The sequence below is a fragment of the Kribbella sp. NPDC049227 genome (assembly GCF_043197265.1).
Classification (GTDB): domain Bacteria; phylum Actinomycetota; class Actinomycetes; order Propionibacteriales; family Kribbellaceae; genus Kribbella.
In genome coordinates this window covers 177,647-203,313 of the sequence record NZ_JBICST010000005.1, presented here as the reverse complement: position 1 = coordinate 203,313, position 25,667 = coordinate 177,647, and the positions used below count along the sequence as shown (strand labels likewise).

Sequence of the window (25,667 nt, the reverse complement as noted above, 5' to 3'; positions counted from 1 at the left end):
CGTCGCGGAGACGACGGCCAGCAGTACGCCGCCGGCCAGGAATCCCTGGGTCGGCGACGCCCGGTCGATCGCCAGCCCGGCAAGCACCGAGCCGGCCGAGCTGCCGAGATTGTTGGCCGTGTTGATCCAGGTGCTCGCCTCGGTGCGCTGGTGCGGCGGGGTGACGTCGTCCGCCGCCAGGTAGGCGACCACGAACAGTGGAGCCACAGCGAGCCCGGCGACCGCCATCACGACCCCGAGGACGACGAGGTTGGGTGCAAGCGACGCAGCCGACAGTCCGATGGCAAGTACGCCGATCAGGCCGGCAAGGTGAATCGGCCAGGACCTCGTGTGTTTCCGGCGCGCCCAGAGGAGTCCGCCGACGACGCTGCCGAGACCAATGCCGGCCTCGACGTACCCGGCCGCGCCGGGGTTGCCGGCCCGTTGAGCCACGCCGGCCACGCAGAGGTAGGCGATGCTGACGCCGGACGCGGTGACCATGATCACGAGCAGGATCCGCCGCAGCGGCCGGATCGTGAGCGGCCCCAACGGGTGGCGGTTCGGCGGCGCCGCGGTCGTGTGGGTCGTGACCGGGCTCGTGACCATCAGGACGGTCCCGGCGAGCATGAGGACGGCGCAACAGGTGAGCGCCGACCGGGCCGATGCGACGCTGATCAGTACGCCGGCGAGCAGCGGACCGCCCAGATACAGCGATTCCTCGCAGACGGCGTCCAGCGCGTAGGCCCGTTCCTTCAGGTCCGAGCCGTCGGTGAGCAGCCGCCAGTTCGACCGCATCGATGGTCCCAACGGTGGTGCGAGGAGTCCCGCCGTACCGACCAGCAGCAGTACGACGCTGTCCGCCGTACGAGTCGATGCGACGAGAGTGACGGATGAGCCGGCTGCCAGCAGCGGAAGGACGCGACGCTGGCTGAAACGGTCGACGAGACGGGCTTTGTAGGGCATCGACAACGATGCGAGGCCGAACAACGCGACGGCCGTCCCGGCGGTCGCGAACGACTCGGTGGAGTGCTGGACAGTGAACAGCAAGGACAACGGGAGCAGACCGTACGCCAACCGCCCGAACAACGCCGGCACGAACGTGCGCAACGCCAACGGCAGCAAGACAACATCACGGTAGCCCCCGGCACGAGAAGTGCCGGACATGAATTCGCTCCTAGAGATCCGAACAAACCGGGCTCAACCACGCCAACCAGCGCAGGAACCCTCTCTAGTCACGAGAAGAAAACATGCGGCGAGCGTACCTCAGTCGAGCGTTCCACGCGGGGACACCCAGAGGTGGGGCTGGCCCGTGACGGCCGAGATGTGTTCGAAGTCGGCGTCGTAGTGCAGGATGACGGCGCCGTGCTGCTCGGCGACGGCCGCGGTCAGGAGGTCGATCACCCCAGCGGCTCGGTGATGGCCGCGGGCAGCCATCCGGACCTGCACCTCGCGGGCACGCTCGGCGATCGCCTCGCTGATCGGCAGATTGACGTACAGCGATCGCCGGCGCTCGCCGATCGTCTTCACGCCGGTGTGGTCACGTCCCGAATAGCCGGCTTCGAGATCGACGGTGACACAGGTCGCCGCGGCACGGTCGACGATCAGCCCGGCGATGATCGATCGCACCGCCGGATGGCGGGCCCGCGCCTGCGCCGACGTGTCGATCAGGTAGAGCTTGCCGACCGACGCGACCGTGCTCAACGACGCGCCTCGCGCATGATGTCGGGGTCGTCGATGTCCGGCCCGGCACCGAGCGCGAACGGGTCGTCCAGGAGCGCCTCGATCCGTTCGCGCCGTCTGGCCACGAACTCCAGTGCCGCGTTGACCGTGTCCTTCTTCGTCACTGTCCCCAGCTCCTTCGCGGCCAGCGCCAACGCCTCGTCGTCCAGATCGATCATCGTCTTCATATATACGACGGTATGTTCTCGTATATATACCTGGATATCCTCCGGCTCGCAAAGTCATCAGATCGTTGCCACTGCTTGCCAGGCGGAATCGCCCGTCTCCGACCCGACCCGGCCATAGGGTCTTGGGTGGTGCGTGGGCTGTGGGACTGCGCGGATGGAGGATGTTCGATGGTGGGTGCTGGGATCGGTAGGCGGCGGGTGCTGGTGGCGGGTGGTGGGTTGGCGGCCTTGGCGGTGGCTGGGTGTGGGTCCAACTCGGGGCGGCCGGAGACGGGGTCTGGCGGGTCGAAGCCGGCGTTGGCGCAGTGGTATCACCAGTACGGTGAGGCCGGGACCCAGCAGGCGGTCGAGAAGTACGCGAAGGAGTACCCGGACGCGACGGTCGGCGTCCAGTGGTCGCCGGGCGACTACGACAAGAAGACCGCAACCGCGTTGCTGACCGACCAGGGCCCGGACGTCTTCGAGTACGTCAACGGTCCGACGATCGACATGATCAAGGCCGGTCAGGTGGTCGAGCTGACCGACCTGCTCGGCGACACCAGGGACGACTTCACGCCGTCCCTGGTCGCCCGGATGTCCTACCAGGACAAGCTTTACGCGATCCCGCAGGTCACCGACATGCAGCTGCTCGTCTACCGCAAGAGCCTGCTCAGCGCGGCCGGCGTTCAGCCGCCGCAGACGGTCGACGAGCTGCTCGCGGCCGCGAAGACGCTGACCACGGACAAGGTGAAGGGCCTGTTCGTCGGCAACGACGGCGGCGTCGGCGTGCTCGGCGGACCGGCGCTCTGGTCGGCCGGTCTGGACTACCTGACCGACGACAACCAGTTCGGCTTCGACGAGCCGGCCGCGGCCGAGTCGCTGCGCAAGCTGCGCGAGTTGTTCACCTCGAAGACTCTGTTGCTCGGGGCACCGACCGACTGGTCCGACCCGTCCGCGTTCACCCAGGGCCTCACCGCGATGCAGTTCACCGGCCTGTGGACGTTGCCGGTGATCGAGAAGGCGTTCCCGGACGACTACGGCGTACTGCCGTGGCCGAAGCTGAACGCGACCACGGGCAAGCCGAGCGTCCCGGTCGGCGCGTACGGGTCCTGCGTCAACGCGAAGTCGAAGAACGTCGACGCGGCGAAGAAGTTCGTCCAGTGGCTGTGGGTCGGCCAGACCGACAAGCAGCTCGACTTCGCCCAGTCGTACGGTTTCCACATCCCGGCCCGCAAGAGCCTGGCCGCGAAGGCGGAGAAGCTGAAGTCCGGCCCGGCCGCTGACGCGGTCACGTTCGTCAACGAGTACGGCCACGCCCAGACCCCGATCCTGTGGTCGCCCAAGTCCAGTTCGGCGTACTCCGACGCGCTCAACCGGATCATCCGCAGCGGATCCGATCCGGCCACCGAGATCAAGGCGGTCAAGGCCGTGGTGAACGCGGAACTCCAGCGCATCACTCACTGACCGGATGGCAGAGTGGGTGCATGATCACCGTGCACCCACTCACCGACGACGACCGCGAGCTCATCGAACTGGCCCGCCGGACCGTGGACGCGAACACCGACGGACCGGACGGCGTCTACACGATGGGCGCCGCGGTGCGCGGTGTGGACGGACGGATGTACGCCGGCATCAACCTGTACCACTTCACCGGCGGGCCGTGCGCCGAGCTGGTGGCACTCGGCCGAGCCCGGGCCGAAGGCGCGCGCGAGCTCACCACGATCGTGGCCGTAGGCAACGAAGGCCGCGGCGTGGTCGGCCCGTGCGGCCGCGACCGGCAGGTCCTGGTCGACTACCACCCGGCCATCCGCGTCATCCTGCCGACCGGCGACGGCGTCGGCTCGGTCCTGGCCACCGACCTGCTGCCAGGCGCCTACCGCTGGACACCGAACCCCTGATCCACGCCGGATGGCTCCGAGCGCCGGAGCCATCCGGAACGGGATCAGCGACCCAGCTTGTAGGCCTGGTCGATCTGCTGGTCGACCGTGTTGCCGTCACGGTCGGCAGCGGTGGTTCGCACCGACACCGACTCTGCGCCGGCTGGGGTGGTCACCACGGCGACGTACCGATTGAGGACGGTTCGGTGGACCTTGGCGGGCTGCCAGGTCTTGCCATCGTCGGTCGACGTCTGCAAACCGACAGTCGTCAGCGGGCCGACCTTTGCTCCGAGCAACGGTTTGAGCTCGAAGGGCAGCAAGTGTGTCGCACCGGTCTCGACAGCTGGCCGGTAGCTGACCGTCCACAGTGGCAGAGCGGTCCTGGTGGCCGTCGTACCTGATGTGAATCGCCACGAGCTGATGGTCCTGGTGGACACTCCGAGCGGCGACCCCACCGTCACCAGATCCAGCCTGTACGCCGCCTCGCCCGGCGAGACGCCGACCGTCGCGGTCCCGTCGTTCGGCACCTTGACGCCGGTGCCTCCGTCGGGGCCCACCGTGAAGATCCCGGTCCTGCTCGCGATATGTCCGGACCCATCGGCACCCGCCGCGGACAGCGTGAAGACGTCACCCGCCCGGGAGAGGTCGGTCTGGTTCACGGCGTCGAGGGACTGGAACTCCAGCAGGCGGGCGTCGGCAACGACCGGCGTCACGACAGTGTCGCCCCACTGACTGGCACACGTCTGGCCGGCCCGGCAGGTGACAGCGGACTGCGTGAATCCGGACCGAGAGTCGTCGTTCTGATACTGCACCCGGGGCTGCCAACGGAAGTCGTCGGCCACGGTCGTCCGGACGGTCGGAGTGGCGGGGAGCTTGGTGTACTTGTAGGCCTCGAGAAAGTCGATGCCGACTCTGGGCGACACCCGCAGGGCCGACCACACTGCCGTCGCCTGTCCGGTGCCGGCGGTGATCGTCGGCCGCAGCGTCGCCAGCTCGCTGTCTCGAACGGCCTTGGTGAATCCGTCGAAGACGCCGTCGAGCTTCCCCCAGTGCAACTGGTACAGCACCGGGCTGTCGGTGTACCCACCCTCCGGACCGGGCGCGCCGACGGCGAACTCGCTGTGGATGTTGCTGGTCAGGCCAGGCACCGAAGCACCCACCTGGCCGGTGAACAGGACCGGATCATCGAAGCCACCGACCCCGCCGCCGTAGTTGAACAGCGGCGTCACCAACTCGTAGGAAGCGAAGGTGAAGTCGTTGCCGGCCCGCTGGTCGGGGACCGAGATCTTCACCGGCTTCGCCTGCCTGGCATCGAGGGTGATCGTCCGATCTGTCGTCATGTCGAGCTGCGGCATGACCAGGTCGGTCGATTCCTTGCGGTCGGCCTCGGTGCCGAACCAGGACTCCAGCAGGTAGCGGCCCTTGGGAACGCGCAACTGGTACTCGCTGCCGTCACCCCGCAGGAAGAGCTGGGAGCCGTCGCGCTCCTCGGTCGCGTCACGATCCACGAGGAAGTCGTAGTAGTCCGACGTCTCCGCGCCGGTCCGGTCGAGGTGACGGACGGTCAGGTCGTAGCTCTCCACCTCACGCTGTACGGCGAGAGTCGTGGTGAGTGTGTCGCCGGAGGCGAGTCGGGCCGTCAGCCGGCCGGTGTACCGCCCGTCGGGCCCGGCGTGGTTGGTGTTCGAAGTGACGACGACCTGAGCGGTGCCGTGGGCCGGAACGGCCAGCGACGACGTGCTGAGACGCACCGCGGACGCGGGCGCCGGTTCGCCGTCGGGCGCCGTCAGTACGGCCTCGAGCTCGAGCTGGACCGGCTGCTCACCGTCGTTGGTGTAGGTGACGGTCTTGTCCTGCGGCTTGTCGTCGGTGTGCGGCCAGCGCTGCTCGTCGTACTCGATCGCCTCGGTGCTCGGCACCACCTGCGACTTGACGCCGGGCCCGGATGAGACTGCGGGCGGCGCGGTGCGTCGATCGTCGAGCCAGATCTTGCCGACGGGCGCCGCGGACGGGTGAGTGCCGGCCAGTTCGCCGTACAGGTCGGCGGCCTTGGCCTTCGAGACCCGGACCGACGCCGGTCCGGAGGACGTGACGACCAGCGGAAGGCCGTCGTCGTAGCTGAGCATCTGGCGCAGGTCGAACAGCCGCCGGTCGAGCCGGTCGTCGGCGATCAATCGGCCGGCGTCGGACGGTACGACGAAGACGGCGCCGGGGGTCCGGTGGATCGAGAAACGCACGTTCCGGCGGCCCGGGCCGGGGACGAACCGGACCTGGCGCAGATCCGGGGACGTCTGCACCCGGTCACCCGTGATCAGGGTGACGGTGCGATCGAGCCCGGCCGGCTGGGCGGCCGGAGGCGGCGCGGCAGCGGATGGGGAGGACAGACCGATGGCTGTGACCAGTAACGTCACAGCCATCGGCATGAGTGATCGGCGGAAAGCTCTCATACCCAGCTTCTGTCCGAAGCGCCCCGATCATTACAGCCCACGGCACGCTCAGCTGGGATTCAGCCGGACCTCGCCCTCGCGGAACCACCAGGTGATGGCCTCGGCGGTCAGGATGCCGGCGCGGACGGCGGGATCCTCGGCCGCGTGACGGCGCGCCTCCTCGATGCCGACGCGGTAGAGGCACAGCCCCCGCAGGGTCTCGTCGTCGTGATCGCGGAAGGGGCCGGCAGCACCCATCACGCCCTCCTGGCGACGCGCGTCGAGGAAGGCGAGATGCTCCTGCTGGATCCGGTCCAGCTCGTCCTCGGGCAGCGCCGGCGGGTCTGCGGGACGCCGGAGCAGGACGAGCGTGAGGCTCTCCATCCCGGGCCGCGGCGGCGTACTCATGCCTGCACCACCCGCTCGGAGAGCATGAAGGTGTTGCCGTCAGGGTCGTAGAAGGTGGCGAGGCGAACCTCGTCAGCGACCAGCCGCGTCTCGCCGTCGAAGCGCGTCCCGTGCGATTCGAGGTGCTCCCGCGCCTTGTCGATGTCCCGTACGCCGAAGGTGACGACGACCCCGCCGTCGGTCTTCGGGTCCTCGACCTGCCCGATCCCGATCGAGATCCCCGGCAGCGGCGTACTCAGCTCGGCCCACCCCCAGGCGTCCAGCCGGTGCACGACCTCGAAGCCCAGCGCCTGCTCGTACCAGCGCAGCGACCGCTCCAGGTCGACAACGTCCAGGGCGCACACCGCGCGCCCGTCGTACTCGATCCCGCTCATAGTCCTGTTTTTATACTAGGCTTACTTTCGTGTCAACGCTCTCCCGCCTGGTGCACTACCGCTGGGCCGTTCCGGTGCTCGCCGAGCTGCATCGCGGGCAGGGCGGCCGCTTCGTGAACCTCACCCACACGCTCGGCATCAGCCGGGAGTCGCTGCGCCGTACGCTCGCCTTCCTCACGGACACGGGCCTGATCGAGCGCAACCCGGGTCACGGGCACCCGCTGCGGCCGGAGTACCTCCTCACGATCGAGGGCGAGCGGCTCGGCGAACCGTCCGTCGCGCTGACCGATCTGCTCGTAGAGCTCGACCTGGCGGACGTCGGCCTGCGGAAGTGGTCGCTGCCGATCCTGGCCGTGCTCAACCAGGAGCGCCGGTACTCCGAACTGGGCGCAGCTCTCCCCGGCATGTCGAACCGCGCCCTCGCCCTGGCCCTCAAGGACCTCGCGACCGCGGGCCTCGTCGACAGGACCGTCACGACCGACTACCCGCCCGCGACGCTGTACGGTGCGACCGGCACCGGCCGACGCCTGGCGCGGGCGGCGGATCGGCTTCAGAACGCCGGGATGACGTCCTTGCCGTAGGCCGCGAGCGTCTCTTCCTTCCCGTCGTGCTGCAGGTATACCGCGAACTGGTCGACGCCGAGCGCCTTCAGCTCGGTCAGCCGGGCGATGTGGTGCTCGACCGGGCCGAGGATGCAGAAGCGATCGACCACCTCGTCCGGGACGAAGGCGGTGTGGGTGTTGCCGGCCCGCCCGTGCTCGGCGTAGTCGTAGCCCTTCCGGCCCTCGATGTAGTCGGTCAGCGCCTTCGGCACCGCGCCCGACGTACCGTAGCGGCCGACGATGTCGGCCACATGGTTGCCGACCATCCCGCCGAACCAGCGGGTCTGTTCGCGCTGGTGCTGCAGGTCGTCCCCGACGTACGCCGGTGCCGCGACGCAGAACTTGATGGCCGCCGGATCACGGCCGGCCTCCTCGGCAGAACGTCGTACTGCCGTGATCATCCACTCCGCGATGTCGGGGTCGGCGAGCTGCAGGATGTAGCCGTCGCCGACCTGACCGGTCGCGGCCAGTGCTTTCGGACCGTACGCCGCGACCCAGACGTCCAGGGCGCCCTTGTCGACCCAGGCGAACTTCAGTTGCTGACCGCGATACTCGACCGTCTCGCCGCGGGCCAGCGCGCGGACCACCCGGACGCACTCCTTCATCTGGTCGATCGTGCCGGGCTTCGCGCCGAGCGTGCGCAGGGCGGAGTCGCCGCGGCCGATCCCGCAGATCGTCCGGTTGCCGAACATCTCGTTCAGCGTGGCGAACTGGGACGCGATCACGGTCCAGTCCCGGGTGCCCGGGTTGGTCACCATCGGGCCGACGATCACCCGCTGCGTCGCGGCCAGGATCTGGCTGTAGATGACGAACGGCTCCTGCCAGAGCAGGTGCGAGTCGAACGTCCAGACGTAGCCGAACCCCGCGTCCTCCGCCTTGCGCGCCAGCTCCACGACCGCGGACGCCGGCGGATCACACTGGAACACCACTCCGAAGTCCACGGTCTTCCCCCTTGTTCTACTGCAGGTACGACGACAGGCCGCGCCGCAGGAACTTCCCCCGGCCCTTCCGGCCATGGTAGTTGCCGTCGGCCACGATCACCTCGCCGCGCGAGATCACGGTGCCCACCCGACCCTGGATCTCGACCCCTTCGTACGCCGAGTAGTCCATGTTCATGTGGTGCGTGTCGACGCTGATCCGGGTCGTCGCGTTCGGGTCGTAGATGACCAGGTCGGCGTCCGAGCCGGGTGCGACGATGCCCTTCTGCGGGTACAGCCCGAACATCCGGGCCGGCGTCGTCGCGATCGTCTCGACCCAGCGCTCGAGCGACAGCTGACCGTCCACCACACCTTGGTAGATCAGGTCGACCCGGTGCTCGACGCCGCCGATCCCGTTCGGGATCTTGGAGAAGTCGCCGACGCCGAGCTCCTTCTGGTCCTTCATGCAGAACGGGCAGTGGTCGGTCGACACGATCGCCAGATCGTTGCTCCGCAACCCTTTCCAGAGGTCCTTCGCGTGCGACTCGTGCTTGCTGCGCAGCGGGGTCGAGCAGACCCACTTCGCGCCCTCGAAACCGGGCGCGCCGAGCTGGTCCTCGAGGGTGAGGTACAGGTACTGCGGGCAGGTTTCGGCGAACACGTTCCGGCCGGCGTCGCGGGCGGTGGCGACCGCCTCAAGGGCTCCGCTCGCGGACAGGTGGACGATGTACAGCGGGCAGTCCTTCGCCACCTCGGCGAGCGCGATCGCACGGCTCGTCGCCTCGGTCTCCAGCGCCGCCGGGCGGGTGATGCCGTGGTAGATCGGGTCGGTCTCGCCGCGGGCCAGTGCCTGCTGCACGAGTACGTCGATCGCGATGCCGTTCTCCGCGTGCATCATGATCATCGCGCCGTTCTCCCGCGCGGTCTGCATCGCCCGCAGGATCTGGCCGTCGTCGGAGTAGAAGACCCCGGGGTAGGCCATGAACAGCTTGAAACTGGTGATGCCCTCGTCGGCGACCAGTTGGTCCATCGCCTTCAGGGCGTCGGTGTCGACGCCGCCGAGGATCATGTGGAAGGCATAGTCGATGTGACAGTTGCCGTCGGCCTTCGCGTGCCAGGCGGCCAGGCCGTCCTGGACGACCTCACCGGTCCGCTGGACGGCGAAGTCGATGATCGTCGTGGTCCCGCCCCAGGCCGCTGCCTGGGTCCCGGTGTCGAAGGTGTCACTGGCCGCCGTACCGCCGAACGGGAGCTCCATGTGCGTGTGCGCGTCGATCCCGCCCGGGATCACGTACTTGCCGGCGGCATCGATCACCTCGTCCGGAGTGATCGACTGGCTGAACGACGGATCCAGCAGGGCAACGATCTTCTCGCCCTGGACCAGGACGTCGGCCACCTGTGTCCCGGTCGGCCCGACGACGGTCCCACCCTTGACCAGCAAAGACATCTATGCCACTCCCCTTTGAGCGGTTCGACGATTGAAAAGGTTCGGTTGGGTTCGTCTACGGTTTGGTCAGGTCGCCGTACGCGTCGGGGCGGCGGTCGCGGTAGAACTGCCAGCGGTCGCGGACCGTGTCCAGCAGGCTCAGGTCCAGGTCCCGGACGATCAGTTCCGGATCGTGGTCGTGCCCGACGTCCCCGACGAACTTGCCCTCGGGGTCGACGAAGTACGACGTACCGTAGAAGTCGTTGTCACCGAAGTCGGACTCGATGCCGACCCGGTTGATCGCGCCGATGAAGTACTCGTTGGCCACCGCCGAGGCCGGCTGCTCCAGCTTCCACAGGTACGCCGACAGTCCCCGGCTGGTCGCGGACGGGTTGAACACGATCTTCGCCCCGGCCAGCCCGAGCGCGCGCCAGCCCTCCGGGAAGTGCCGGTCGTAGCAGATGTACACGCCGATCCGGCCGACCGCGGTGTCGAAGATCGGATAGCCGAGGTTCCCGGGCCGGAAGTAGAACTTCTCCCAGAACCCCTTCACCTGCGGAATGTGGTTCTTCCGGTACTTGCCCAGGTATTTGCCGTCGGCATCGATCACGGCCGCGGTGTTGTACAGCACCCCCGGCTGCTCCTGCTCGTAGACCGGCAGCACCATGACCATGCCGAGTTCCTTGGCCAGCGCGGCGAACCGCTCGGTCGTCGGCCCCGGCACGGACTCGGCGTACTCGTAGAACTTGGGATCCTGCAACTGGCAGAAGTACGGCCCGTAGAACAACTCCTGGAAGCACAACACGCGCACGCCGGCCGCAGCCGCCTGCCGCGCGTACTCCTCGTGGGCCTTGATCATGGACTCCTTGTCACCGGTCCACGACGCCTGCACCAACCCAGCCCTGACAACCTCCGCCACCAGAACCTCCCCAACTAGCCGAGCACCCATGCTCCATCCGCGCCCCCACAACCGTCAACGGATGCGGAAAGCCCAGCCCGAACGGGCGCTCAGATCGTGACGGTGCGGGAGGCTTCGGCCACGACCCGCCCGGCGACTGTGGCGTGGGTGGGCGGGAGGTGAGTGGTGTAGAGGTGGGAGCCCGCGCCCTGGATGATGTGGAGGTCTCGGCCCAGGTGGGCGGTCAGTTGGGTGACGGCTGAGCCTGTTGCCTCGTCCTCCCGGACGCCCATGGCGGGTGCGAAGGCGCGAGCCCGGATCACGCCGCGGGATTCGTCCAGCCAGGCCCAGAGATACGAGTGACCGGCGGTGTACGACGCTGGGTCGGCGGCCAGGACCTCCTCGGCGGACTCGAGTTCCTGCCAGTCCCAGTCGCTCCCCCAGGTGGTGTCCGCTCGTACGGCGAACAGATCGCCCTGACGCGTGACGGCGATGTCACCGACAGGCACTCGCAACGTCTCTACGGAGTGTCCCTGGGAGTGGAGCCACCAGGAGATACCGACGGTCGGATGGCCGGCGAAGGGCATTTCGGTCGTGGCGGAGAAGATCCGGATCGTGCCGGACTCGGCGTCGTCGACGTACACGGTCTCGCTGTAGCCCAGCTCGGCGGCCACCCGCAGCCTGTCCGCGGGCGCCACGAGGGCACCGTCGATGATGCCGAGCGGGTTGCCGAACCGTCCGTCGGGGTCGGTGAAGACCCGGACGACGTCGACCGGGATCACGGTCAAGGACTCAGAAGACGGCGATCGCGGCGATGACCGCGATCAGCACCACGGCGGCGCCGACGACAGCCAGCACCCGGCCGTTCACCTTCGGTTCGGTGGTGGCCTCGGCCTGGCCCTCTCTGACGAAGGCGCGGAACATCTGGGTGTTCGCGCCCGGGTCCTGCTCGTTGTCGACGTTCTGCGGGACGTTCTGGTCAGCCATGGCCCCAGACCCTACCTGGCGCGGGTGACGCCACCGCAGACGCCCGCCGAAGCCTGACGAAGACCTGATGTACCATTTGGTACATGCGCTTCGATCATTCCATCACGGTCCAGGCCCCGCAGGAGCGGGTCTGGCAGGTGTACAGCGACGTCGAGCGGTGGCCCGAGTGGACGCCGACCATCGACTCGGTCGAGCGGCTCGACGCCGGCCGCATCCACATCGGCGCCAAGACCCGGATCCGGCAGCCGAAGCTTCCGGTCGCGGTCTGGGAGGTGACCGACCTCAAGGAGGGCGAGTACTTCGAGTGGGTCTCGAAGGCTCCGGGCATCAGGACGATCGGCGGTCACCGCGTCGTCGGTACGCCGGAGGGCACGGTGGTGACGGCGACGATCATCCACGAGGGCCCGATCGGCTGGCTGTTCGGCAAGCTCTACGCCCGCCTCACCAAGAGCTACGTCGAGACAGAGGCGATCAAGCTCAAAGAGGTGAGCGAACAGGCGTGAGTAGGCAATCCCTGCTGGCCGGCGCCGTCGAGTACTTCGCGAAGAACGGGATCGGCGACGCCAGCCTGCGCAGCATTGCCGGCTCGATCGGCACCAGCCACCGGATGCTGATCTACCACTTCGGTTCCCGCGAAGGGCTGCTCGCCGAAGTGGTCCGGACCGTCGAGCAGCAACAGCGCGACCTGCTGACCGAGGTGCTGGCGACCGACCTGCCGGTGGAGGAGCAGAACGACCTGTTCTGGCGCCGCGTCACCGAGGCAGCCCTGATCTACGGTCCGCTGTTCTTCGAGCTGAGCGCTCATGCGATGCAGAATCGCCCGCACACCGAGGCACTCAAGGCGGACCTGATCAACGTCTGGCTTCCGCCGGTGATCGAGCTCTGCCTCCGCGCGGGCATCCCGCCCGACGAGGCACCGGCGTACGCGCGGCTCGGTCTGGCAGCGTCTCGCGGTCTGCTGTTCGACCTGCTCCTCACCGGCGACCAGGTGGGGGTCGACGAGGCGTCCGCGCTGCTGAACCGGCTGTTCAGTCTCCCGGCTCTGTAGGCGTGGCGACCCAGCCGGCAACGATCGGCAGCCGCGACTCCCGCAGTACCGCGGTGAACGCGAACGGCTGGTCCAGCGCGACCTCGAGCCGGCGGGCCTGGCGGGTCGGCATCGAGGCCCGGACCATCGCCATCGACGTGACGGCCGCGGCCTCGAACCCGGTCGCGAAGAACCGCGCCAGCACCTTCTGCTTCGCCTGCCCGACGGCGAGCGGCACCGGACTGATCGCACTGAAGTGGCCTCGGACCCCGGGATCCGAGGTGACCGTGGTCAACCCGAACAGCTCACGCAACTCCAGCAGGTCGTGCTCGGCCTCGACGTTGAACGACGGCAGCGTCAGCTTCAGATCCGGCCGCGGCGCCGTGGTCTGCCCCACCTTCACCCCTGGAGCGAGCTCCGCACCAGGCTCCCCCTGATCGATCAGCGCACTCCCAGGTACGCCGTCAGCCGGACGGGCCGCGGCACCGAGCAGGCCCGCGAGCACGTCTGCCTGCGAACCCGATCCAACCCCGAGCAGTACGTCGACATCCGCGTCGCCGCGCACCGTGATCACGGTCAGGTCGTCGTACCGCCGTACGGCGTCGAGGTCGCTGTCGACGCGCTCCAGCCAATGCCACCGGCCGCCCGCCCACGGGCCGGCCTGGACACGCTTGATCTGCTCGGTGAACGGGCGAACCCAGGTGGTGCGCAGCGACAGCGCCGACGCGAGAACGAGCATGACGTCCGGGTTGATCTCGACCGGCATCTCGCGGATCAAGTCGTTGGTGTGCTCCGCGGCCCAGGCGTCGAGCTTCGGCTTGTCGACGGCAGCCCGACCGGTGAGGGTGCCCATCAGCGGCGCCGGTACGACGCTGTCGAACGTCTCCGCGAGCTTCAGTTGCTCATGCACCCAAACGCCCAGCGCCGCATGCAGATCAGCCGACTCCCCGATCGCGTGCACCAGCGCCAAGGCATCCCCGGACCCCGCCGCCGCGTCGATCCCGGCGGCCTGCGCCAACTCGGTCCGGCCTGGTTCGTCCGCGGCCGTCGCCAGGATCGCGAGCAGCGGCCACAGACCGAGCCCGGACACGACAGTGTTCCCCGCCGGAAGCGTGCGGGCCCAGCGAGCGGTGAGGTCATTGACTGCGCGCACCACGTCGGCATCCATACCTCCACCCTGCCACATCGATATTCCCTGACAACGACACTGGTTTTCATTTCCGGCGGAGGTTGTGTCAGGATGCGGCGGGTGACCGACACGGCCGAGAAGGAAGCGTCCGGGTCCTCGATCGCGTTCACGGCGACGCTCGTCCTGCTGGTCGGGCTCGCACTGTTCGGGCGGCGGATCTTCACCGGGGTGTTCACCGCTGACGGGATCCGAACGTGGGCGACGACGTTCGTCGGCGTCACGATCCAGGCGTTGCCGTTCCTCGTCCTCGGCGTCCTGCTGTCCGCAGCGCTGACCGCCTTCGTTCCGGCGTCGTTCTTCGCGAAGGCACTCCCCAAGCATCCGGCCCTCGCCGTACCGGTCGCCAGCGCGTCAGGCGTCGTACTGCCCGGCTGTGAGTGTGCGTCGGTGCCGGTGTCGGCCGCGTTGATGAGTCGTGGTGTGACTCCGGCCGCAGCGATCGCCTTTCTGCTGTCCGCACCGGCGATCAACCCGGTCGTGCTCGCGTCCACCGCGGTCGCCTTCCCCGGTCAGCCAAAGGTCGTGGTCGCCCGCGCGGTGACCTCGCTCGCGGTCTCGATGATCCTGGGCTGGTTGTGGTTGCTGACCGGCAAGGGCGGTTCGTGGCTGCGGATGCCGAAGAACCGGCACGCGGACGGCGGCCGGTTCGAGGTCTTCCGGTCCGCGATGTTGCACGACTTCCTGCACGCCGGCGGGTTCCTGGTCATCGGAGCGGCGGCCGCGGCCACGCTCAACGTGGTGGTTCCGCGCAGCTGGCTCGATCAGGTGGCCGGCAGTCTTGTGCTGGCCGTGCTGATCCTCGGGCTGCTCGCCGTACTGCTGGCGATCTGCTCGGAGGCGGACGCGTTCGTGGCGGCCAGCCTGACCCAGTTCAGCCTGACCGCGCGGCTCGCGTTCATGGTGGTCGGGCCGATCGTGGACGTGAAGTTGATCGCGCTGCAGACGGGGACGTTCGGTCCCCGCTTTGCCGTTCGGTTCGCGCCGGCGACGTTCGTGGTCGCCGTACTCGCCAGCTTGGGCGTCGGGTGGTGGTTGCTGTGAAGCGGAATGTCGCCGGTCTGGTGGTCGTGTTCGTCGGGGCCGCGGTGGTCCAGCTCGCGACCTCGAACACGTATCTGCGCTACGTCAAGCCGGGCATGCGCTGGATGCTGCTCGCGGCGGGCCTCATCCTGATCGCACTGGCGGTCGCCGACGTCCTCGCCGGCTCCCGCACGAAGGACGACGGGCACGGTCATCACGGCTTGCCGCGTGCCGCCTGGTTGCTGCTGATCCCGATCTTCGCGCTGCTCGTGGTCGATCCGCCTGCCCTCGGCGCGGACGCGGCGCAACGTCAGTCCCCGGTCGCGGCCAAGCCCGCTGACCCCGAGAGCAACTCCTGGCTTGGCAGCAATGCGGAGGGCGATGCCCCAGTCGCGCTTGCCGTCCGGGACTACGCCGTCTGGGCGGTCTGGGAGAAGGAGAGCATGCGGGGCCGCGCCTTCCAGCTGACCGGCTTCGTCACGCCGGCCAAGAACGGCAGCTGGTACGTGACCCGGATCGGCCTGACCTGCTGCGTCGCCGACGGTACGGCGTTCATGGTCGAGGCGCGCGGCCAAGCGGCACCGGCGAAGAACCAGTGGGTCACGGTCACCGGCCAGTGGGCCGAGCCCAGCAAGCGGATCGACGGAGATGTCGCCGCGCTGACCGTCGAGACGATCGAACCCGTGACCGCCCCAGCCAATCCCTACGAGTAGTTCACCCAGCCGGCGACGACAGGTACGCCGGTCGGCCGGTGCACGGCGATGAACCCGAACGGCTGCACCAGTGACACGAGCAACGCCTTCGCGCCGGGCATCGGCGCGGACCCGGCGGCCATCGCCATCGTCGTGACGGCGGCCGCTTCGAAGCCGGTAGCGGAGAAGCGAGCCATCACGGCCTGCTTGGCCTGGTCGATCGCCAACGGCTGCGAGCTCAGGCCAGGGAAGTGGCCCTGGCTGGAGTCCATCGCCGACGTCAGCCCGAACACGTCCGGATGCTCGAGCAGATCGTGCTCGGCGTCCACCTCGAAGTACGGCAACGACAACAGCACCGACGGCACCGGCGACATCGACTCGATCACTTCCAGAGCCGGCGCCGACGCCTCAGCCGCCAGCAACTCCGACCCGCTGACGCCGTCGCCGCTCAGCTCGAGCGCGGCCGCCAGCACAGCGCCCCGCCCACGACCCGCCTCACCGACAACGAGCCGTACGTCGAAGTCCCCGGTGCCGACGACCGTTGCCACCGTCAACGGTCCGGCCGCACTCTCGTACACGCGCACGCTGTCGAGGTCATCGTCGGACCGGCTCAGCCACCGTTGTCCGTCGCGTGGATACTCGTTGAAGGGCAGCACCCACTTCATCCGCAACGCCAACGCGGACGCGAGCACGAGCAGCACGTCGGGTGTCAGCTGGATCGGCATCCGCTCCAGCAGCCCGTCAGTCTGCTCGACCACCCACGCGTCCAGCGTCGCCTGGTCGGTCAACGTGCCGCGGACCTCGGGCGGCAGGAACCGGTCGACTCCCGGCTGCAGCGGGACCTCCGGCCGCGTCCATAGACCGAGCGCCATCCGGAGCTCCGGGGTCTGCAGCAGACCGTCGTACGGTCCGCCGGCGGCCTCGACGAGTTCGTCCCGCGCGGGCCCGACGGCCAGTTGGGCAAGGATCGCTAGCAACGGCCGGACGCCGAGCCCGGAGACGACCGTGCTGCCCTCTCCGGGCAGCTTCTCGATCCAGCGAGCGGTCAGGCGACTGACCTGCTGCGCATCCATCCGGTCAACTGTCCTGGACGTCGGTGAAGTGCTCGACGTGCGGCGGATTCGCGAAATGCGGGCCGATCAGGCCGCGCCAGACCCCGAAGGATTCGCTCGCCCGGAACGCCTCGTGCGCCTCGAGCGAGTCCCACTCGACCTGGAGCACGAAGCGCGTCGAGGTCTCGATACCGCGCGACATCCGAATGGTCCGGCTGCCCTCCGCGTTCTCGAGTTGCTTGCGGGCTTCCAGATAGGCGGCCGCGAACGCGTCCTCCTGGCCGGCGATCACATCGAACAACGCCACTTCGAGCACCATGCGGCCAACCCTCTCACACCGGATCAGCCGACGGGCTCCACCAGCGCCGGTCGCTCGGCGTCCGCCGTGGTCCGAGGCCGGCGTCGTACGACGGTGCATGCCATGCCACCGATCACCAGGACCGCCGCGATCGCCTGCTGCACGCCGACCGCCTCACCGCGCCACACCCAGGCCGCGGCCATGCCGACGATCGGCACCAACAGAGAGAAGGGTGCGACGGTGCTCGCGTCGTACTGGCGCAACAAGTAGCCCCAGGCACCGAATCCGAACAGCGTCGCGGCAAAGGCGAGGTAGCCGATCGCCCCGATGCCGGTCAGGTCGATCCCGCGCACGGCCTCGAGATCCGTGTGCGGTCCTTCGGTGAGGAGCGACAGGATGAGCAGCGGTACGACGGCGACCGCGCTGACCCAGACCATGAAGCGCAAGGTGTCCTGCGGCTTGGCGTAGCGGGTGATGGTGTTGGACACGCCCCAGAACGCACCGGCCGCGATCACCAACGACAGTGCGCCGAGCGGTGCGGCCAGTCCGCGGTCGAGCATGATCAGCACCATCCCGAGGCAGGCGATGGCGATGCCGATCACCTGCGCCTTGCGTGGCCGCTCCCGCAGTACGGCGATCGCGAACAGGACCGTGAAGATCACCTGACACTGCAGCACCAGCGACGACAACCCGGCCGGGACGCCATGATCCATGGCGGTGAACAGCAGCCCGAACTTCACCACCCCGAGTGCGAGACCGACCCCGACGACGTACCGCCAGGCCACCGGTGGACGGCCGAGCAGGAAGATCGCCGGGACGGCGGCGAAGAAGAAGCGCAAGGCGGAGAAGAGCAGGGGCGGGAAGTCCTCGAGGCCGACCTCGATGACGACGAAGTTCACGCCCCAGACCACGACGACCGCGAGTGCGAGGAGCAGGTCACGAGGTTTCATGCGTTCCAGTGTGGATCGGCGTACACTTAAGGACCAGCACCGATTGCTACCGCCGTCACTTTAGGAGTGCTGAATGATCGATCTCGGCCGGCTCCGCGCCCTGCACGCCGTCGCGCAGTACGGGTCGGTCAACCGCGCGGCCGAGGTGCTCGGCTACACGCCGTCCGCGGTTTCCCAGCAGCTGACCAAACTGGAGCGCGAGACGCGGACGACGCTGATCGAGCGGCAAGGCCGAGGGATCGTCCTCACCGACGCCGCCCGGCAGCTGGCGTCGACCGCCGCCCGCATCCTCGAACTGGTCGAGGACGCTGAACTGACGCTGGAAGAGCAACGTGGACAGGCCATCGGCACCTTGAAGATCGCCGCGTTCCCGACCGCCGCGCGCGGCCTCCTGCCACAGGCGCTGGCGCGGCTGATCGACGAGAACCCGGGTCTGGATGTGCGGGTGACCGAGACGGATCCGTTCGAGGCTGTCGCCGCGGTCAGTCGCGGGGAGATCCACGTGGCGGTGGTGCACGACTGGCAGAACACTCCGCTCAGCCTGCCGGAGGGACTGTCCCGGGTGAAGCTGGGCTCCGATCCGGCCGACGTCCTCGTCCCGGCGGCGCACCGCCTGGCCGGCAAGGAGTCCGTCCGGGCGGAGGACCTGGTCGGCGAGCGATGGATCTGCCAGCCGGCCGGCTCGATCTGTCACGAATGGCTGGTCCGGACGATGCGCCGGGCCGGCGTCGAACCCGAGATCGCCTACTCGGTCGCGGAGTACCAGACCCAGTTGGCGATGCTTGCCCGAGGCATCGGCATCGGCCTGCTCCCCCGGCTCGGCCGTGGCACACTCCCCGACGGTGTGGTCGTCGTACCGCTGCAGCCGGCCCCGAGCCGCCGCCTGTACGCCGTCTGGCGGACGACCACCTCCCGCCGGCCCGCGATCGCCGTTGCCCTGTCCACACTCGAGTCCGCCTGGCCAGACCGCGACACCGCCTGATCGAACGCGGGCCCTGACCAACCCCGGTACTCCCGTCAGCTGATGCCAGCCGACTGTCCTCGGCCGGAGCCGACGAGGGCCCGGAGCTTCTTCTCGGTGTCCTCGTCGGCGGCGGTGTAGACGGTCGCCCGGAACTGGCCGAGCTGGGACAGCCACAGGTTGACCGGTTCGATCCGCAGCATGCCGGCGTCGGGGTTCTCGAGCACCTTGATCCGGTTGCTCGGCGAGGCCACCTCGTATCGCTCCCACAGCTCGGTGAACAGCTTCGACCCCGCGAGCAGCCGCTGGAGCAGGTCCTGCCAGGCCGGCTCTCCGAGGTGGTCGGCCATCGCGGCCCGGAATCCCGCCACCATGTGCACCTTCATCGACTCGGACTCGGCGAAGGTGCACCGCCACTCGCGCGACACGAACGTCACCCAGAGCATGTTGCGCTCCTCGACCGGGATCTCCCGCAGGTCCAGCACCACCCGGCAGTAGGCCTCGTTGAACGCGAGGATGTCGTAGCGCGCACTCAGCACAACAGCCGGGTACGGCGAGACGGCGTCGAGCGTCCTCTGGACGGACGCGGGCAGGATCGCGCACTCACCGCGCGCCGGGCCCACCTGGAGCCCGGCCAGCGTGAACAGATGATTGCGTTCCTGCCGGTCCAGCCGCAGCGTGTTCGCCAGCGCCTCCAGCACCTGCGCCGACACGTTGATGTCCCGCCCCTGCTCGAGCCACGTGTACCAGGTGACGCCGACCCCCGCCAGCAGCGCCACTTCCTCCCGCCGCAACCCCGGCGTCCGGCGCCGGCCACCCGGTGCGAACCCGACCTCGTCCGGTTGGATCCGCTCCCGCCGGCTGCGCAGGAAGACCCCCAGCTCCCGCCGCTGCTCGCCTTTGTCGACGGCAGTTCTGTCGGTGGTGAGTGGCAGGGTAGTCATGTGGCCATGATGGCGCGAAGTGGAGACTGGTGCCAGGTGGTGTCAATACCAGGATAACCAGGCTCTCACCACCAGGCTCCGAGCGCGCGCAGGCTGGAGTCATGACAGACCAGCTCCAGGCCACCGCCACCGGTGTCTCCGCCCGGCCGCGTGCCGTCGCGTCGCCGCTGGGCCCGGTGGCACTGACCACTCTCCTCTTCGGCGCCTTCCTGCCGATGCTCTCCTTCTTCATCATCAACGTCGCGCTGCCGGCGATCGGCTCGGACCTGCACGCGACCTCCGGCGAGCTCCAACTCGTCGTCGGCAGCTACGGCATCGCCAACGCCACCTTGCTGGTGGTCGGCGGCCGTCTCGGCGACGGCTTCGGCCGCAAGCGCCTGTTCCTGATCGGCCTGACCGGATTCACCCTGCTGTCGCTGATCTGCGCGATCGCCCCGACCATCGGCGTACTCCTCGCGGCTCGTGTCGTCCAGGGCGCCGCGGCGGCTGCCATGACACCGCAGGTCCTAGCGTCGATCACCAGCCTGCTCACCGGCGAGCACCGCGCCCGCGCGATGGCCATGTTCGGTGTGGCCGGCGGCGCCGCGGCCGCGCTCGGCCAGATCCTCGGCGGCGTGCTGGTCGAGGCTGACGTCTTCGGGCTGGGCTGGCGGGCCGTGTTCCTCGTCAACGTCCCGGTCGGCGTGCTGGCGGTCGCCGCGGCGATCCGTCTGCTCCCGGAGACCAAGGCCGAGAAGGCCCATCGGGTCGACCTCGTCGGCGCCGCTCTGCTCGCACTGGCCCTCGTACTGCTGCTCCTGCCGCTCACCGAAGGACGCCCACTCGGCTGGCCGCTCTGGACGTGGCTCTGCCTGGCCGCGGTCATTCCGGCTGTCGCAGTGCTCGGCGTACACCAGCACAGGTCTGAGCAGTCAGGTCGCGCTCCGCTGATCCCGCCGACGGTTCTGCGGCTCCGCGCGATGCGGCTCGGCCTGCTGCTCGCGAGCGCGTTCTTCACCACGTTCGGCGGCTTCATGTTCGTCTTCGCGCTCGCCACGCAGGGCGAGGCCCACATGTCCCCGCTGGAAGGCGGTCTGAGCCTGTTGCCGATGGCAGTCGGGTTCCTGATCACCTCGGTCTACGGACCACGGCTGCAGCAGCGGTACGGCGCCGGCCTCATCCTCCGCGGCTGGATCATCCAGGCCGTCGGGTACGCCGTACTGGCCGCCATCACCCTCATGGCCTGGCCGGACGTGACGCCTTGGACGCTCGCCGTACCGATGCTGATCGCCGGCTTCGGCAGCGGACTGGTCATGGTGCCGCTCATCGGCGTCGTGGTCGGTCAGGTCCCACCGGCACAGGCGGGACTGGGGAGCGGCATCCTGCTCACCAGCCAGCAGACGACCCTCGCCTTCGGCGCAGCCATCGTCGGTACGGCGTACCTGGCGCTGGCAGGCACGTCGTGGGGACAGGGCGGGGCACTCGCCGCGGTGGCTCTGAGCATCACCGTCATCTCACTGCTGATGACGCCGGTCACGCACCGGCTGGGTTCGCGCCCCAGTGCGAAGGGCGCGTAACCGCGGACGGAAGCCTGGTCGCACTGTCGCCACGCGCGGCGTTGACCTGAGCCTGGGTGAGGAACAGCGCCCCGGTCAGGTCGGCGCCGCGCAGGTCGGCGTCGCGAAGATCCGCTCCGATGAGGTCCGCCTGCCGGAGATCGGCGTCGCGCAGGTCGGCGCCGATCAGGTAGGCACCGCGCAGGTTGGCCTTCGCGAGGTCGGCGCCGCGGAGCCCCTTACCCATCAGGTCGGCGCCGCGGCGCTCCTTCTTCTTGCTCTGCTTGCCGCGCAGGAGCTGACTGGTCTTCAGGAGCAACTCGTTGACCACGGCCCGTTCCGCGATCACGTCGACCTTCGTCAGGTCCGCTGTACCGGCCACCCGCTCGACGCGCTCGATCGCCGCCCGGATCTCGGCCTCGAACGCCTTGTATTCAAGGGCTTCGGTGAGATACCAGAGCAGCTCGTGCAGCTGACGAAGGATGGGCAGCGCGGCGAACATCTGCCGGCCTGGCTGTTCGCGCCAGCTCTTGCCGGCCCGGCGGGAGATCTCCTGGCCGGCGCCGAAGCAGTCGTAGACCGTGCAGCCCTGGAAGCCGCTCGCCCGTAGCTTGCTGTGGATCGTGCAGCGGAAGTCTTCACTCAGATTGGGACAAGCCTCACCTGCGGGCTTGTCGATCGCGAAGTCCGCCGACTTGCTGAACGTCAGCGCGACGCAGCAGAGACCGAAGCAACCGCCGCAGTCGGCGCGAAGATCAGTTCTGTTCGGCAACCGTCTGGCCGGTACGGCGCCAGCGGATGCCGGCCTCGATGAAGTCGTCGATCTCACCGTCGAAGACACCGGAGGTGTTGCCGGACTCGTACTGCGTGCGCAGGTCCTTCACCATCTGGTACGGGTGCAGCACGTACGACCGCATCTGGTCACCCCACGAGCCCTGCACGTCGCCGCGCAACGCGTCGATCTGGGCCCGCTCCTCGGCCTTCTTCAGCGCCAGCAGCTTGGCCTTCAGGATCACCATCGCGCTGGCCTTGTTCTGCAGCTGCGACTTCTCGTTCTGGCAGGAGACCACTGTGCCGGTCGGGATGTGCGTGATCCGGACCGCCGAGTCAGTGGTGTTGACGCTCTGGCCACCCGGGCCGGACGAGCGGTACACGTCGATCCGCAGTTCCTCTTCGGGAACGTCGATCTCGTCGGTCTGCTCCAGCACCGGAACCACCTCGACCGCGGCGAACGAGGTCTGCCGGCGGCCCTGGTTGTCGAACGGCGAGATCCGCACCAGCCGGTGCGTGCCCGACTCCACACTCAGCGTGCCGTACGCGTACGGCGCCTTGACCCCGAACGTCGTCGACTTCAGCCCAGCCTCTTCGGCGTACGACGTGTCGTAGACCTCGGTGGCGTACCCGTGCCGCTCGGCCCAGCGCAGGTACATCCGCTGCAGCATCTCGGCGAAGTCGGCCGCGTCCACACCGCCCGCGCCGGACCGGATCGTCACCAGCGCCTCGCGCTCGTCGTACTCACCGGACAGCAACGTGCGGACCTCGAGGGACTGGATCGCCTTGCTCAGCGAGCCGATCTCCTTCTCCGACTCGGCGATGCTGTCGGCGTCGTTCTCCTCCCGGCCGAGCTCGATCATCACGCCGAGGTCGTCGAGGCGGCCGCGCAGCCCGGTCACCCGCTCCACGTCGGCCTGCAGGCTGGACAGCCGCGAGGTCACCTTCTGCGCGTTCGCCTGGTCGTCCCACAGGTCCGGCGCGGCGACCTGCTCACCGAGGTCGGCGATCTCCCGGCGCAGCGCATCGAGATCGAGCACCTTCTCGATCGAGGTCAGCGTCGCGTCGAGCTGCTTGAGCTCCGCGTCAAAATCCAGTCCAGCCACAACCAAGCAGCGTACCCGCTATGCCGTGGTTGCCGGTAAAGAGAGGCCATGCCGGAGTACTCCGAAGACCTCGGCGACTGCTCTTTCCAGCTCTGCTTGGGCCTGCTGTACCTGATCCTCGGACGCTTCGTCGGGCAGGAGCCGCATCAGTTGTTCTTCCAGGACCTTCTGCGCGGCGGCGAACTGCGCGGCGATCAAGCGGTTTCTGAGGTGCCCAGGATTCCGCTCGTCGAGGGCCTCGGTGAGCGAGGTCTCCATCTCCGCAGCGTTCAGCCGGCGACGGGCCAGCAGGGCCGGGCTGCTCTCGATCGTCCGGACGAACTGCCTCCACGTCGCCAGATGCCCGACCTCGAACCGCTCCCGGGTCTCCGCGAGGTACGCCGCCTCCAGCACGTTCACCGGATCCGCCCCGGTGGGCGCCTCCCGGATCGACCGCGCGGGCCCGGTCCACCAGCCCTGCTCGTCGAAGAACAGATCCTCCTTGGCCGGGAAGTGATTGAACACCGTCTGTACGGCGACGTCCGCCGCGCGTGCGACCTCGGCCACCGTCACCGCGTCGAAGCCGCGCTCGAGGAACAGCGCGGTCGCGACATCCGAGATGGCCTGTCGCGTCTGCTGCTTCTTCCGCTCCCGCCGCCCGGTCTCCATTGGACAGAGCGTAGGGCACCTGCTTTACTTCATCCAATCTTGTAGTCACTACATTTTTGGAGCAAACCCAATGACGATCCTTGTCACCGGCGGCCGCGGCACGATCGCCCGCGCCATCACCGCCGGCTTGACCGCGGCCGGCCGCGACGTCCGCGTCGCCTCCCGCGAGCCCTCCGCCGTAGGGCCGTCCGCCGTCAGCTACTCGGACGACCCGGCACCCGCCTTGCGCGGCATCAGCCAGGTCTTCCTGTACTCCGATCCGTCGTCGGCACCGGCGTTCGTCGCGGCAGCCGAGGCGGCCGGCGTCAAGCAGGTGGTCCTGCTGTCATCGCTTTCCTCGCTGGGCGGTCCTGAGGACCCGCATGCGCAGACCGAACACGTGATCGGCGGCGGTTCGTACGCGACCACCTACCTGCGGCCCGGTGCGTTCATGAGCAACGCGAAGTTCTGGTCGCAGCAGTTCCGCGCGACCGGGCAGATCCGGCTGCCGTATCTCGACGCCGAGGAGGCGCCGATCCACGAGCAGGACATCGCCGATGCGGCCCTGCGCGTGCTCCTCGACGGACCGGGCCACGGCCACGACGGTCGTGGGTATGCGATGACCGGACCGTCGTCGATGACACGACGCCGTCAGATCGCCCAGATCACCGAGGTCACCGGCGCCCAGATCGAAGCGGTCGATCTCACCCCCGACCAGGCCCGGGCCGAGATGCGGATGCGGGACGCCGGCCAGCGCGAGACCTTGCTCGCCTACTGGGCGTCCCGCGTCGGCACTCCGCAACCGATCGAGACCGGCGTCGAACTCCTGACCGCCCGCTCCGGGCGCACCTGGACCACCTGGCTGACCGACAACCCGGGCCTGTTCAGCTGACGGTCTACGGCAGGATCGAGTCGATGTAGCCGCCGTCGACGCGCACCGCGCCGCCCGTGGTGGCGGAGGCAAGGTCGGAGCTGAGGTACACGACCATATTGCCGATCTCCGGCGGCTCGATCAGGCGCTGGATCAGGGAGTACGGCCGGTGCTCCTTCATGAACTGACGCTGCGCCTCGTCCCACGGCAGGTCGTCACCGACCAACTCGTGGACGAAGTCCTCGACGCCCGGCGTGTGCGTCGGGCCCGCCATCACCGAGTTCACCGTCACGCCGGTCCCCGCGGCGGCCTTCGCGTAGCCACGCGTCACCGCGAGGAGAGCCGTCTTCGTCATCCCGTAGTGCACCATCTCGAGCGGCGTCACCACGGCCGAGTCACTCGCGATGTTCATCACCCGGCCGAAGCCGCGCTCCATCATCCCCGGCAGATACATCCGGATCAGCCGGACCGCGGACAGCACGTTCACCTCGAAGTACCGGCGCCACTCGTCGTCGTCGATCTCCAGCACCGGCTTGGCACCGAAGATGCCCAGGTTGTTGACCAGGATGTCCAGTTCGCCGACCCGATCCCGCAGTACGTCGGCGCCTTCCGCCGAGGCGAGATCGGCCGCGATCGCCGTCACGTCGGCGTCCGGCACCTCCTTGCGGACCTGATCCGCGGCCGCGCTGGTCTTGTCCTCACCGCGTCCGTTCACCACCACGGCCGCACCCGCCCGGGCCAGCTCGGTGGCGATGGCCAGTCCGATCCCCTGGCTCGATCCCGACACCAGGGCCCGCCGTCCGTTCAGCTCGATCTTCATCACCCCATGGTGCCCTTTCTGCCG

General features: G+C 68.6%; 29 protein-coding genes and 1 pseudogene. 10 read left to right on the top strand and 20 right to left on the bottom strand.

From position 1 onward, the window contains the following. Window positions 1-6: 6 nt before the first annotated feature. The 3 genes and pseudogenes from ACGFH6_RS23165 to ACGFH6_RS23155 form a co-directional block, all read right to left on the bottom strand. Window positions 7-1,143, bottom strand: a pseudogene (locus ACGFH6_RS23165) (MFS transporter); the annotation flags it as partial. Window positions 1,144-1,242: 99 nt separating this feature from the next. Further along, the gene (locus ACGFH6_RS23160; RefSeq protein WP_393387268.1) at window positions 1,243-1,680 is read right to left on the bottom strand and encodes a PIN domain-containing protein; all 438 of its coding nucleotides are present in this window, start codon (window positions 1,678-1,680) and stop codon (window positions 1,243-1,245) included. Next, window positions 1,677-1,886 (bottom strand): type II toxin-antitoxin system VapB family antitoxin, encoded by a 210-nt coding sequence (locus tag ACGFH6_RS23155; protein WP_202867746.1) that lies wholly within the window; start codon window positions 1,884-1,886, stop codon window positions 1,677-1,679. The genes ACGFH6_RS23160 and ACGFH6_RS23155 overlap by 4 nt, the downstream gene beginning before the upstream one ends. A gap of 168 nt (window positions 1,887-2,054) precedes the next feature. Here ACGFH6_RS23155 and ACGFH6_RS23150 point away from each other — a divergent pair, with 168 nt between their 5' ends. Next, window positions 2,055-3,329 carry an ABC transporter substrate-binding protein gene (locus ACGFH6_RS23150; protein ID WP_393387264.1) on the top strand — a complete coding sequence of 425 codons (1,275 nt, stop codon included), beginning with the start codon at window positions 2,055-2,057 and terminating at the stop codon, window positions 3,327-3,329. A gap of 20 nt (window positions 3,330-3,349) precedes the next feature. Beyond that, on the top strand, window positions 3,350-3,763 hold the full coding sequence (locus ACGFH6_RS23145) for a cytidine deaminase family protein (protein WP_393387262.1): 414 nt from the start codon (window positions 3,350-3,352) through the stop codon (window positions 3,761-3,763). 44 nt (window positions 3,764-3,807) lie between these two features. Here the strand turns inward: ACGFH6_RS23145 and ACGFH6_RS23140 are convergent, their stop codons facing one another. The 3 genes from ACGFH6_RS23140 to ACGFH6_RS23130 all read right to left on the bottom strand — a co-directional run bounded on the left by ACGFH6_RS23140 (window position 3,808) and on the right by ACGFH6_RS23130 (window position 6,950). Beyond that, window positions 3,808-6,159, bottom strand: a complete 2,352-nt coding sequence (locus ACGFH6_RS23140; RefSeq protein WP_393387260.1) for a hypothetical protein — start codon at window positions 6,157-6,159, stop codon at window positions 3,808-3,810. Window positions 6,160-6,237: 78 nt separating this feature from the next. Continuing rightward, the gene (locus tag ACGFH6_RS23135) at window positions 6,238-6,576 is read right to left on the bottom strand and encodes a YciI family protein (RefSeq protein ID WP_393387257.1); all 339 of its coding nucleotides are present in this window, start codon (window positions 6,574-6,576) and stop codon (window positions 6,238-6,240) included. After that, complete coding sequence (locus tag ACGFH6_RS23130; protein WP_131364590.1) at window positions 6,573-6,950, bottom strand: VOC family protein; 378 nt, start codon at window positions 6,948-6,950, stop codon at window positions 6,573-6,575. The genes ACGFH6_RS23135 and ACGFH6_RS23130 overlap by 4 nt, the downstream gene beginning before the upstream one ends. 29 nt (window positions 6,951-6,979) lie before the next feature. Here ACGFH6_RS23130 and ACGFH6_RS23125 point away from each other — a divergent pair, with 29 nt between their 5' ends. Continuing rightward, entirely contained in the window at window positions 6,980-7,531 is a 552-nt protein-coding gene (locus tag ACGFH6_RS23125; protein WP_393387254.1) for a winged helix-turn-helix transcriptional regulator, read from the top strand. Here ACGFH6_RS23125 and ACGFH6_RS23120 read toward each other — a convergent pair. The 5 genes from ACGFH6_RS23120 to ACGFH6_RS23100 form a co-directional block, all read right to left on the bottom strand. Further along, window positions 7,501-8,493: a TIGR03842 family LLM class F420-dependent oxidoreductase gene (locus ACGFH6_RS23120; RefSeq protein ID WP_393387251.1), complete on the bottom strand. Its 993-nt coding sequence runs from the start codon at window positions 8,491-8,493 to the stop codon at window positions 7,501-7,503. The two genes, ACGFH6_RS23125 and ACGFH6_RS23120, sit on opposite strands and share 31 nt — an antisense overlap. 16 nt (window positions 8,494-8,509) lie before the next feature. Then, window positions 8,510-9,916, bottom strand: coding sequence for a dihydropyrimidinase (hydA, locus tag ACGFH6_RS23115; protein WP_393387248.1), 1,407 nt, complete (start codon window positions 9,914-9,916; stop codon window positions 8,510-8,512). A 55-nt stretch (window positions 9,917-9,971) separates the two neighbouring features. After that, window positions 9,972-10,814 carry a nitrilase-related carbon-nitrogen hydrolase gene (locus ACGFH6_RS23110; protein ID WP_393387245.1) on the bottom strand — a complete coding sequence of 281 codons (843 nt, stop codon included), beginning with the start codon at window positions 10,812-10,814 and terminating at the stop codon, window positions 9,972-9,974. A gap of 89 nt (window positions 10,815-10,903) precedes the next feature. After that, window positions 10,904-11,575: a PhzF family phenazine biosynthesis protein gene (locus tag ACGFH6_RS23105; protein ID WP_393388744.1), complete on the bottom strand. Its 672-nt coding sequence runs from the start codon at window positions 11,573-11,575 to the stop codon at window positions 10,904-10,906. A gap of 10 nt (window positions 11,576-11,585) precedes the next feature. Beyond that, entirely contained in the window at window positions 11,586-11,780 is a 195-nt protein-coding gene (locus ACGFH6_RS23100) for a hypothetical protein (RefSeq protein ID WP_393387242.1), read from the bottom strand. Window positions 11,781-11,863: 83 nt separating this feature from the next. Between ACGFH6_RS23100 and ACGFH6_RS23095 the strand changes: the two genes are divergently transcribed. Both ACGFH6_RS23095 and ACGFH6_RS23090 read left to right on the top strand, forming a co-directional pair. Then, a complete protein-coding gene (locus ACGFH6_RS23095) occupies window positions 11,864-12,283 on the top strand; it encodes an SRPBCC family protein (RefSeq protein WP_393387240.1) in 420 nt (139 codons plus the stop codon). Beyond that, window positions 12,280-12,828, top strand: coding sequence for a TetR/AcrR family transcriptional regulator (locus ACGFH6_RS23090; RefSeq protein WP_393387237.1), 549 nt, complete (start codon window positions 12,280-12,282; stop codon window positions 12,826-12,828). Before ACGFH6_RS23095 ends, ACGFH6_RS23090 begins: the two co-directional genes overlap by 4 nt. On the opposite strand, the gene ACGFH6_RS23085 is transcribed toward ACGFH6_RS23090, so the two are convergent. Next, window positions 12,809-13,975: a serpin family protein gene (locus tag ACGFH6_RS23085; RefSeq protein WP_393387235.1), complete on the bottom strand. Its 1,167-nt coding sequence runs from the start codon at window positions 13,973-13,975 to the stop codon at window positions 12,809-12,811. The two genes, ACGFH6_RS23090 and ACGFH6_RS23085, sit on opposite strands and share 20 nt — an antisense overlap. Window positions 13,976-14,056: 81 nt before the next feature. On the opposite strand from ACGFH6_RS23085, the gene ACGFH6_RS23080 reads away from it, so the two are divergent. Further along, on the top strand, window positions 14,057-15,037 hold the full coding sequence (locus tag ACGFH6_RS23080) for a permease (protein WP_393387233.1): 981 nt from the start codon (window positions 14,057-14,059) through the stop codon (window positions 15,035-15,037). Next, window positions 15,034-15,729 (top strand): TIGR03943 family putative permease subunit, encoded by a 696-nt coding sequence (locus ACGFH6_RS23075; protein ID WP_393387230.1) that lies wholly within the window; start codon window positions 15,034-15,036, stop codon window positions 15,727-15,729. Before ACGFH6_RS23080 ends, ACGFH6_RS23075 begins: the two co-directional genes overlap by 4 nt. Here ACGFH6_RS23075 and ACGFH6_RS23070 read toward each other — a convergent pair. From ACGFH6_RS23070 to ACGFH6_RS23060, 3 genes are read right to left on the bottom strand one after another with little or no spacing between them, the layout of a single operon-like run. Beyond that, complete coding sequence (locus tag ACGFH6_RS23070) at window positions 15,720-16,781, bottom strand: serpin family protein (RefSeq protein ID WP_393387227.1); 1,062 nt, start codon at window positions 16,779-16,781, stop codon at window positions 15,720-15,722. The two genes, ACGFH6_RS23075 and ACGFH6_RS23070, sit on opposite strands and share 10 nt — an antisense overlap. A 4-nt stretch (window positions 16,782-16,785) precedes the next feature. Further along, entirely contained in the window at window positions 16,786-17,079 is a 294-nt protein-coding gene (locus ACGFH6_RS23065; RefSeq protein ID WP_131519438.1) for an antibiotic biosynthesis monooxygenase, read from the bottom strand. 23 nt (window positions 17,080-17,102) lie between these two features. Next, a complete protein-coding gene (locus ACGFH6_RS23060) occupies window positions 17,103-18,008 on the bottom strand; it encodes an EamA family transporter (RefSeq protein ID WP_393387223.1) in 906 nt (301 codons plus the stop codon). Between the two features lie 73 nt (window positions 18,009-18,081). Between ACGFH6_RS23060 and ACGFH6_RS23055 the strand changes: the two genes are divergently transcribed. Beyond that, window positions 18,082-18,990, top strand: coding sequence for a LysR family transcriptional regulator (locus ACGFH6_RS23055; RefSeq protein WP_393387220.1), 909 nt, complete (start codon window positions 18,082-18,084; stop codon window positions 18,988-18,990). A 35-nt stretch (window positions 18,991-19,025) separates the two neighbouring features. Here the strand turns inward: ACGFH6_RS23055 and ACGFH6_RS23050 are convergent, their stop codons facing one another. After that, complete coding sequence (locus tag ACGFH6_RS23050) at window positions 19,026-19,913, bottom strand: helix-turn-helix transcriptional regulator (RefSeq protein ID WP_393387217.1); 888 nt, start codon at window positions 19,911-19,913, stop codon at window positions 19,026-19,028. A gap of 101 nt (window positions 19,914-20,014) precedes the next feature. On the opposite strand from ACGFH6_RS23050, the gene ACGFH6_RS23045 reads away from it, so the two are divergent. Then, entirely contained in the window at window positions 20,015-21,469 is a 1,455-nt protein-coding gene (locus tag ACGFH6_RS23045) for an MFS transporter (RefSeq protein ID WP_393387215.1), read from the top strand. Here ACGFH6_RS23045 and ACGFH6_RS23040 read toward each other — a convergent pair. The 3 genes from ACGFH6_RS23040 to ACGFH6_RS23030 are packed head-to-tail and all read right to left on the bottom strand — an operon-like array spanning window position 21,426 to window position 23,973. Continuing rightward, window positions 21,426-22,220, bottom strand: coding sequence for a pentapeptide repeat-containing protein (locus ACGFH6_RS23040; RefSeq protein ID WP_393387212.1), 795 nt, complete (start codon window positions 22,218-22,220; stop codon window positions 21,426-21,428). The two genes, ACGFH6_RS23045 and ACGFH6_RS23040, sit on opposite strands and share 44 nt — an antisense overlap. Beyond that, complete coding sequence (gene prfB / locus ACGFH6_RS23035) at window positions 22,204-23,325, bottom strand: peptide chain release factor 2 (protein ID WP_393387209.1); 1,122 nt, start codon at window positions 23,323-23,325, stop codon at window positions 22,204-22,206. The genes ACGFH6_RS23040 and prfB overlap by 17 nt, the downstream gene beginning before the upstream one ends. A gap of 18 nt (window positions 23,326-23,343) precedes the next feature. Then, the gene (locus tag ACGFH6_RS23030; protein WP_393387206.1) at window positions 23,344-23,973 is read right to left on the bottom strand and encodes a TetR/AcrR family transcriptional regulator; all 630 of its coding nucleotides are present in this window, start codon (window positions 23,971-23,973) and stop codon (window positions 23,344-23,346) included. Between the two features lie 70 nt (window positions 23,974-24,043). On the opposite strand from ACGFH6_RS23030, the gene ACGFH6_RS23025 reads away from it, so the two are divergent. Next, on the top strand, window positions 24,044-24,844 hold the full coding sequence (locus ACGFH6_RS23025) for an SDR family oxidoreductase (RefSeq protein ID WP_393387203.1): 801 nt from the start codon (window positions 24,044-24,046) through the stop codon (window positions 24,842-24,844). Between the two features lie 4 nt (window positions 24,845-24,848). Here ACGFH6_RS23025 and ACGFH6_RS23020 read toward each other — a convergent pair whose 3' ends face one another. Continuing rightward, window positions 24,849-25,643 carry an SDR family NAD(P)-dependent oxidoreductase gene (locus ACGFH6_RS23020; RefSeq protein ID WP_393387200.1) on the bottom strand — a complete coding sequence of 265 codons (795 nt, stop codon included), beginning with the start codon at window positions 25,641-25,643 and terminating at the stop codon, window positions 24,849-24,851. Window positions 25,644-25,667: the final 24 nt, after the last annotated feature.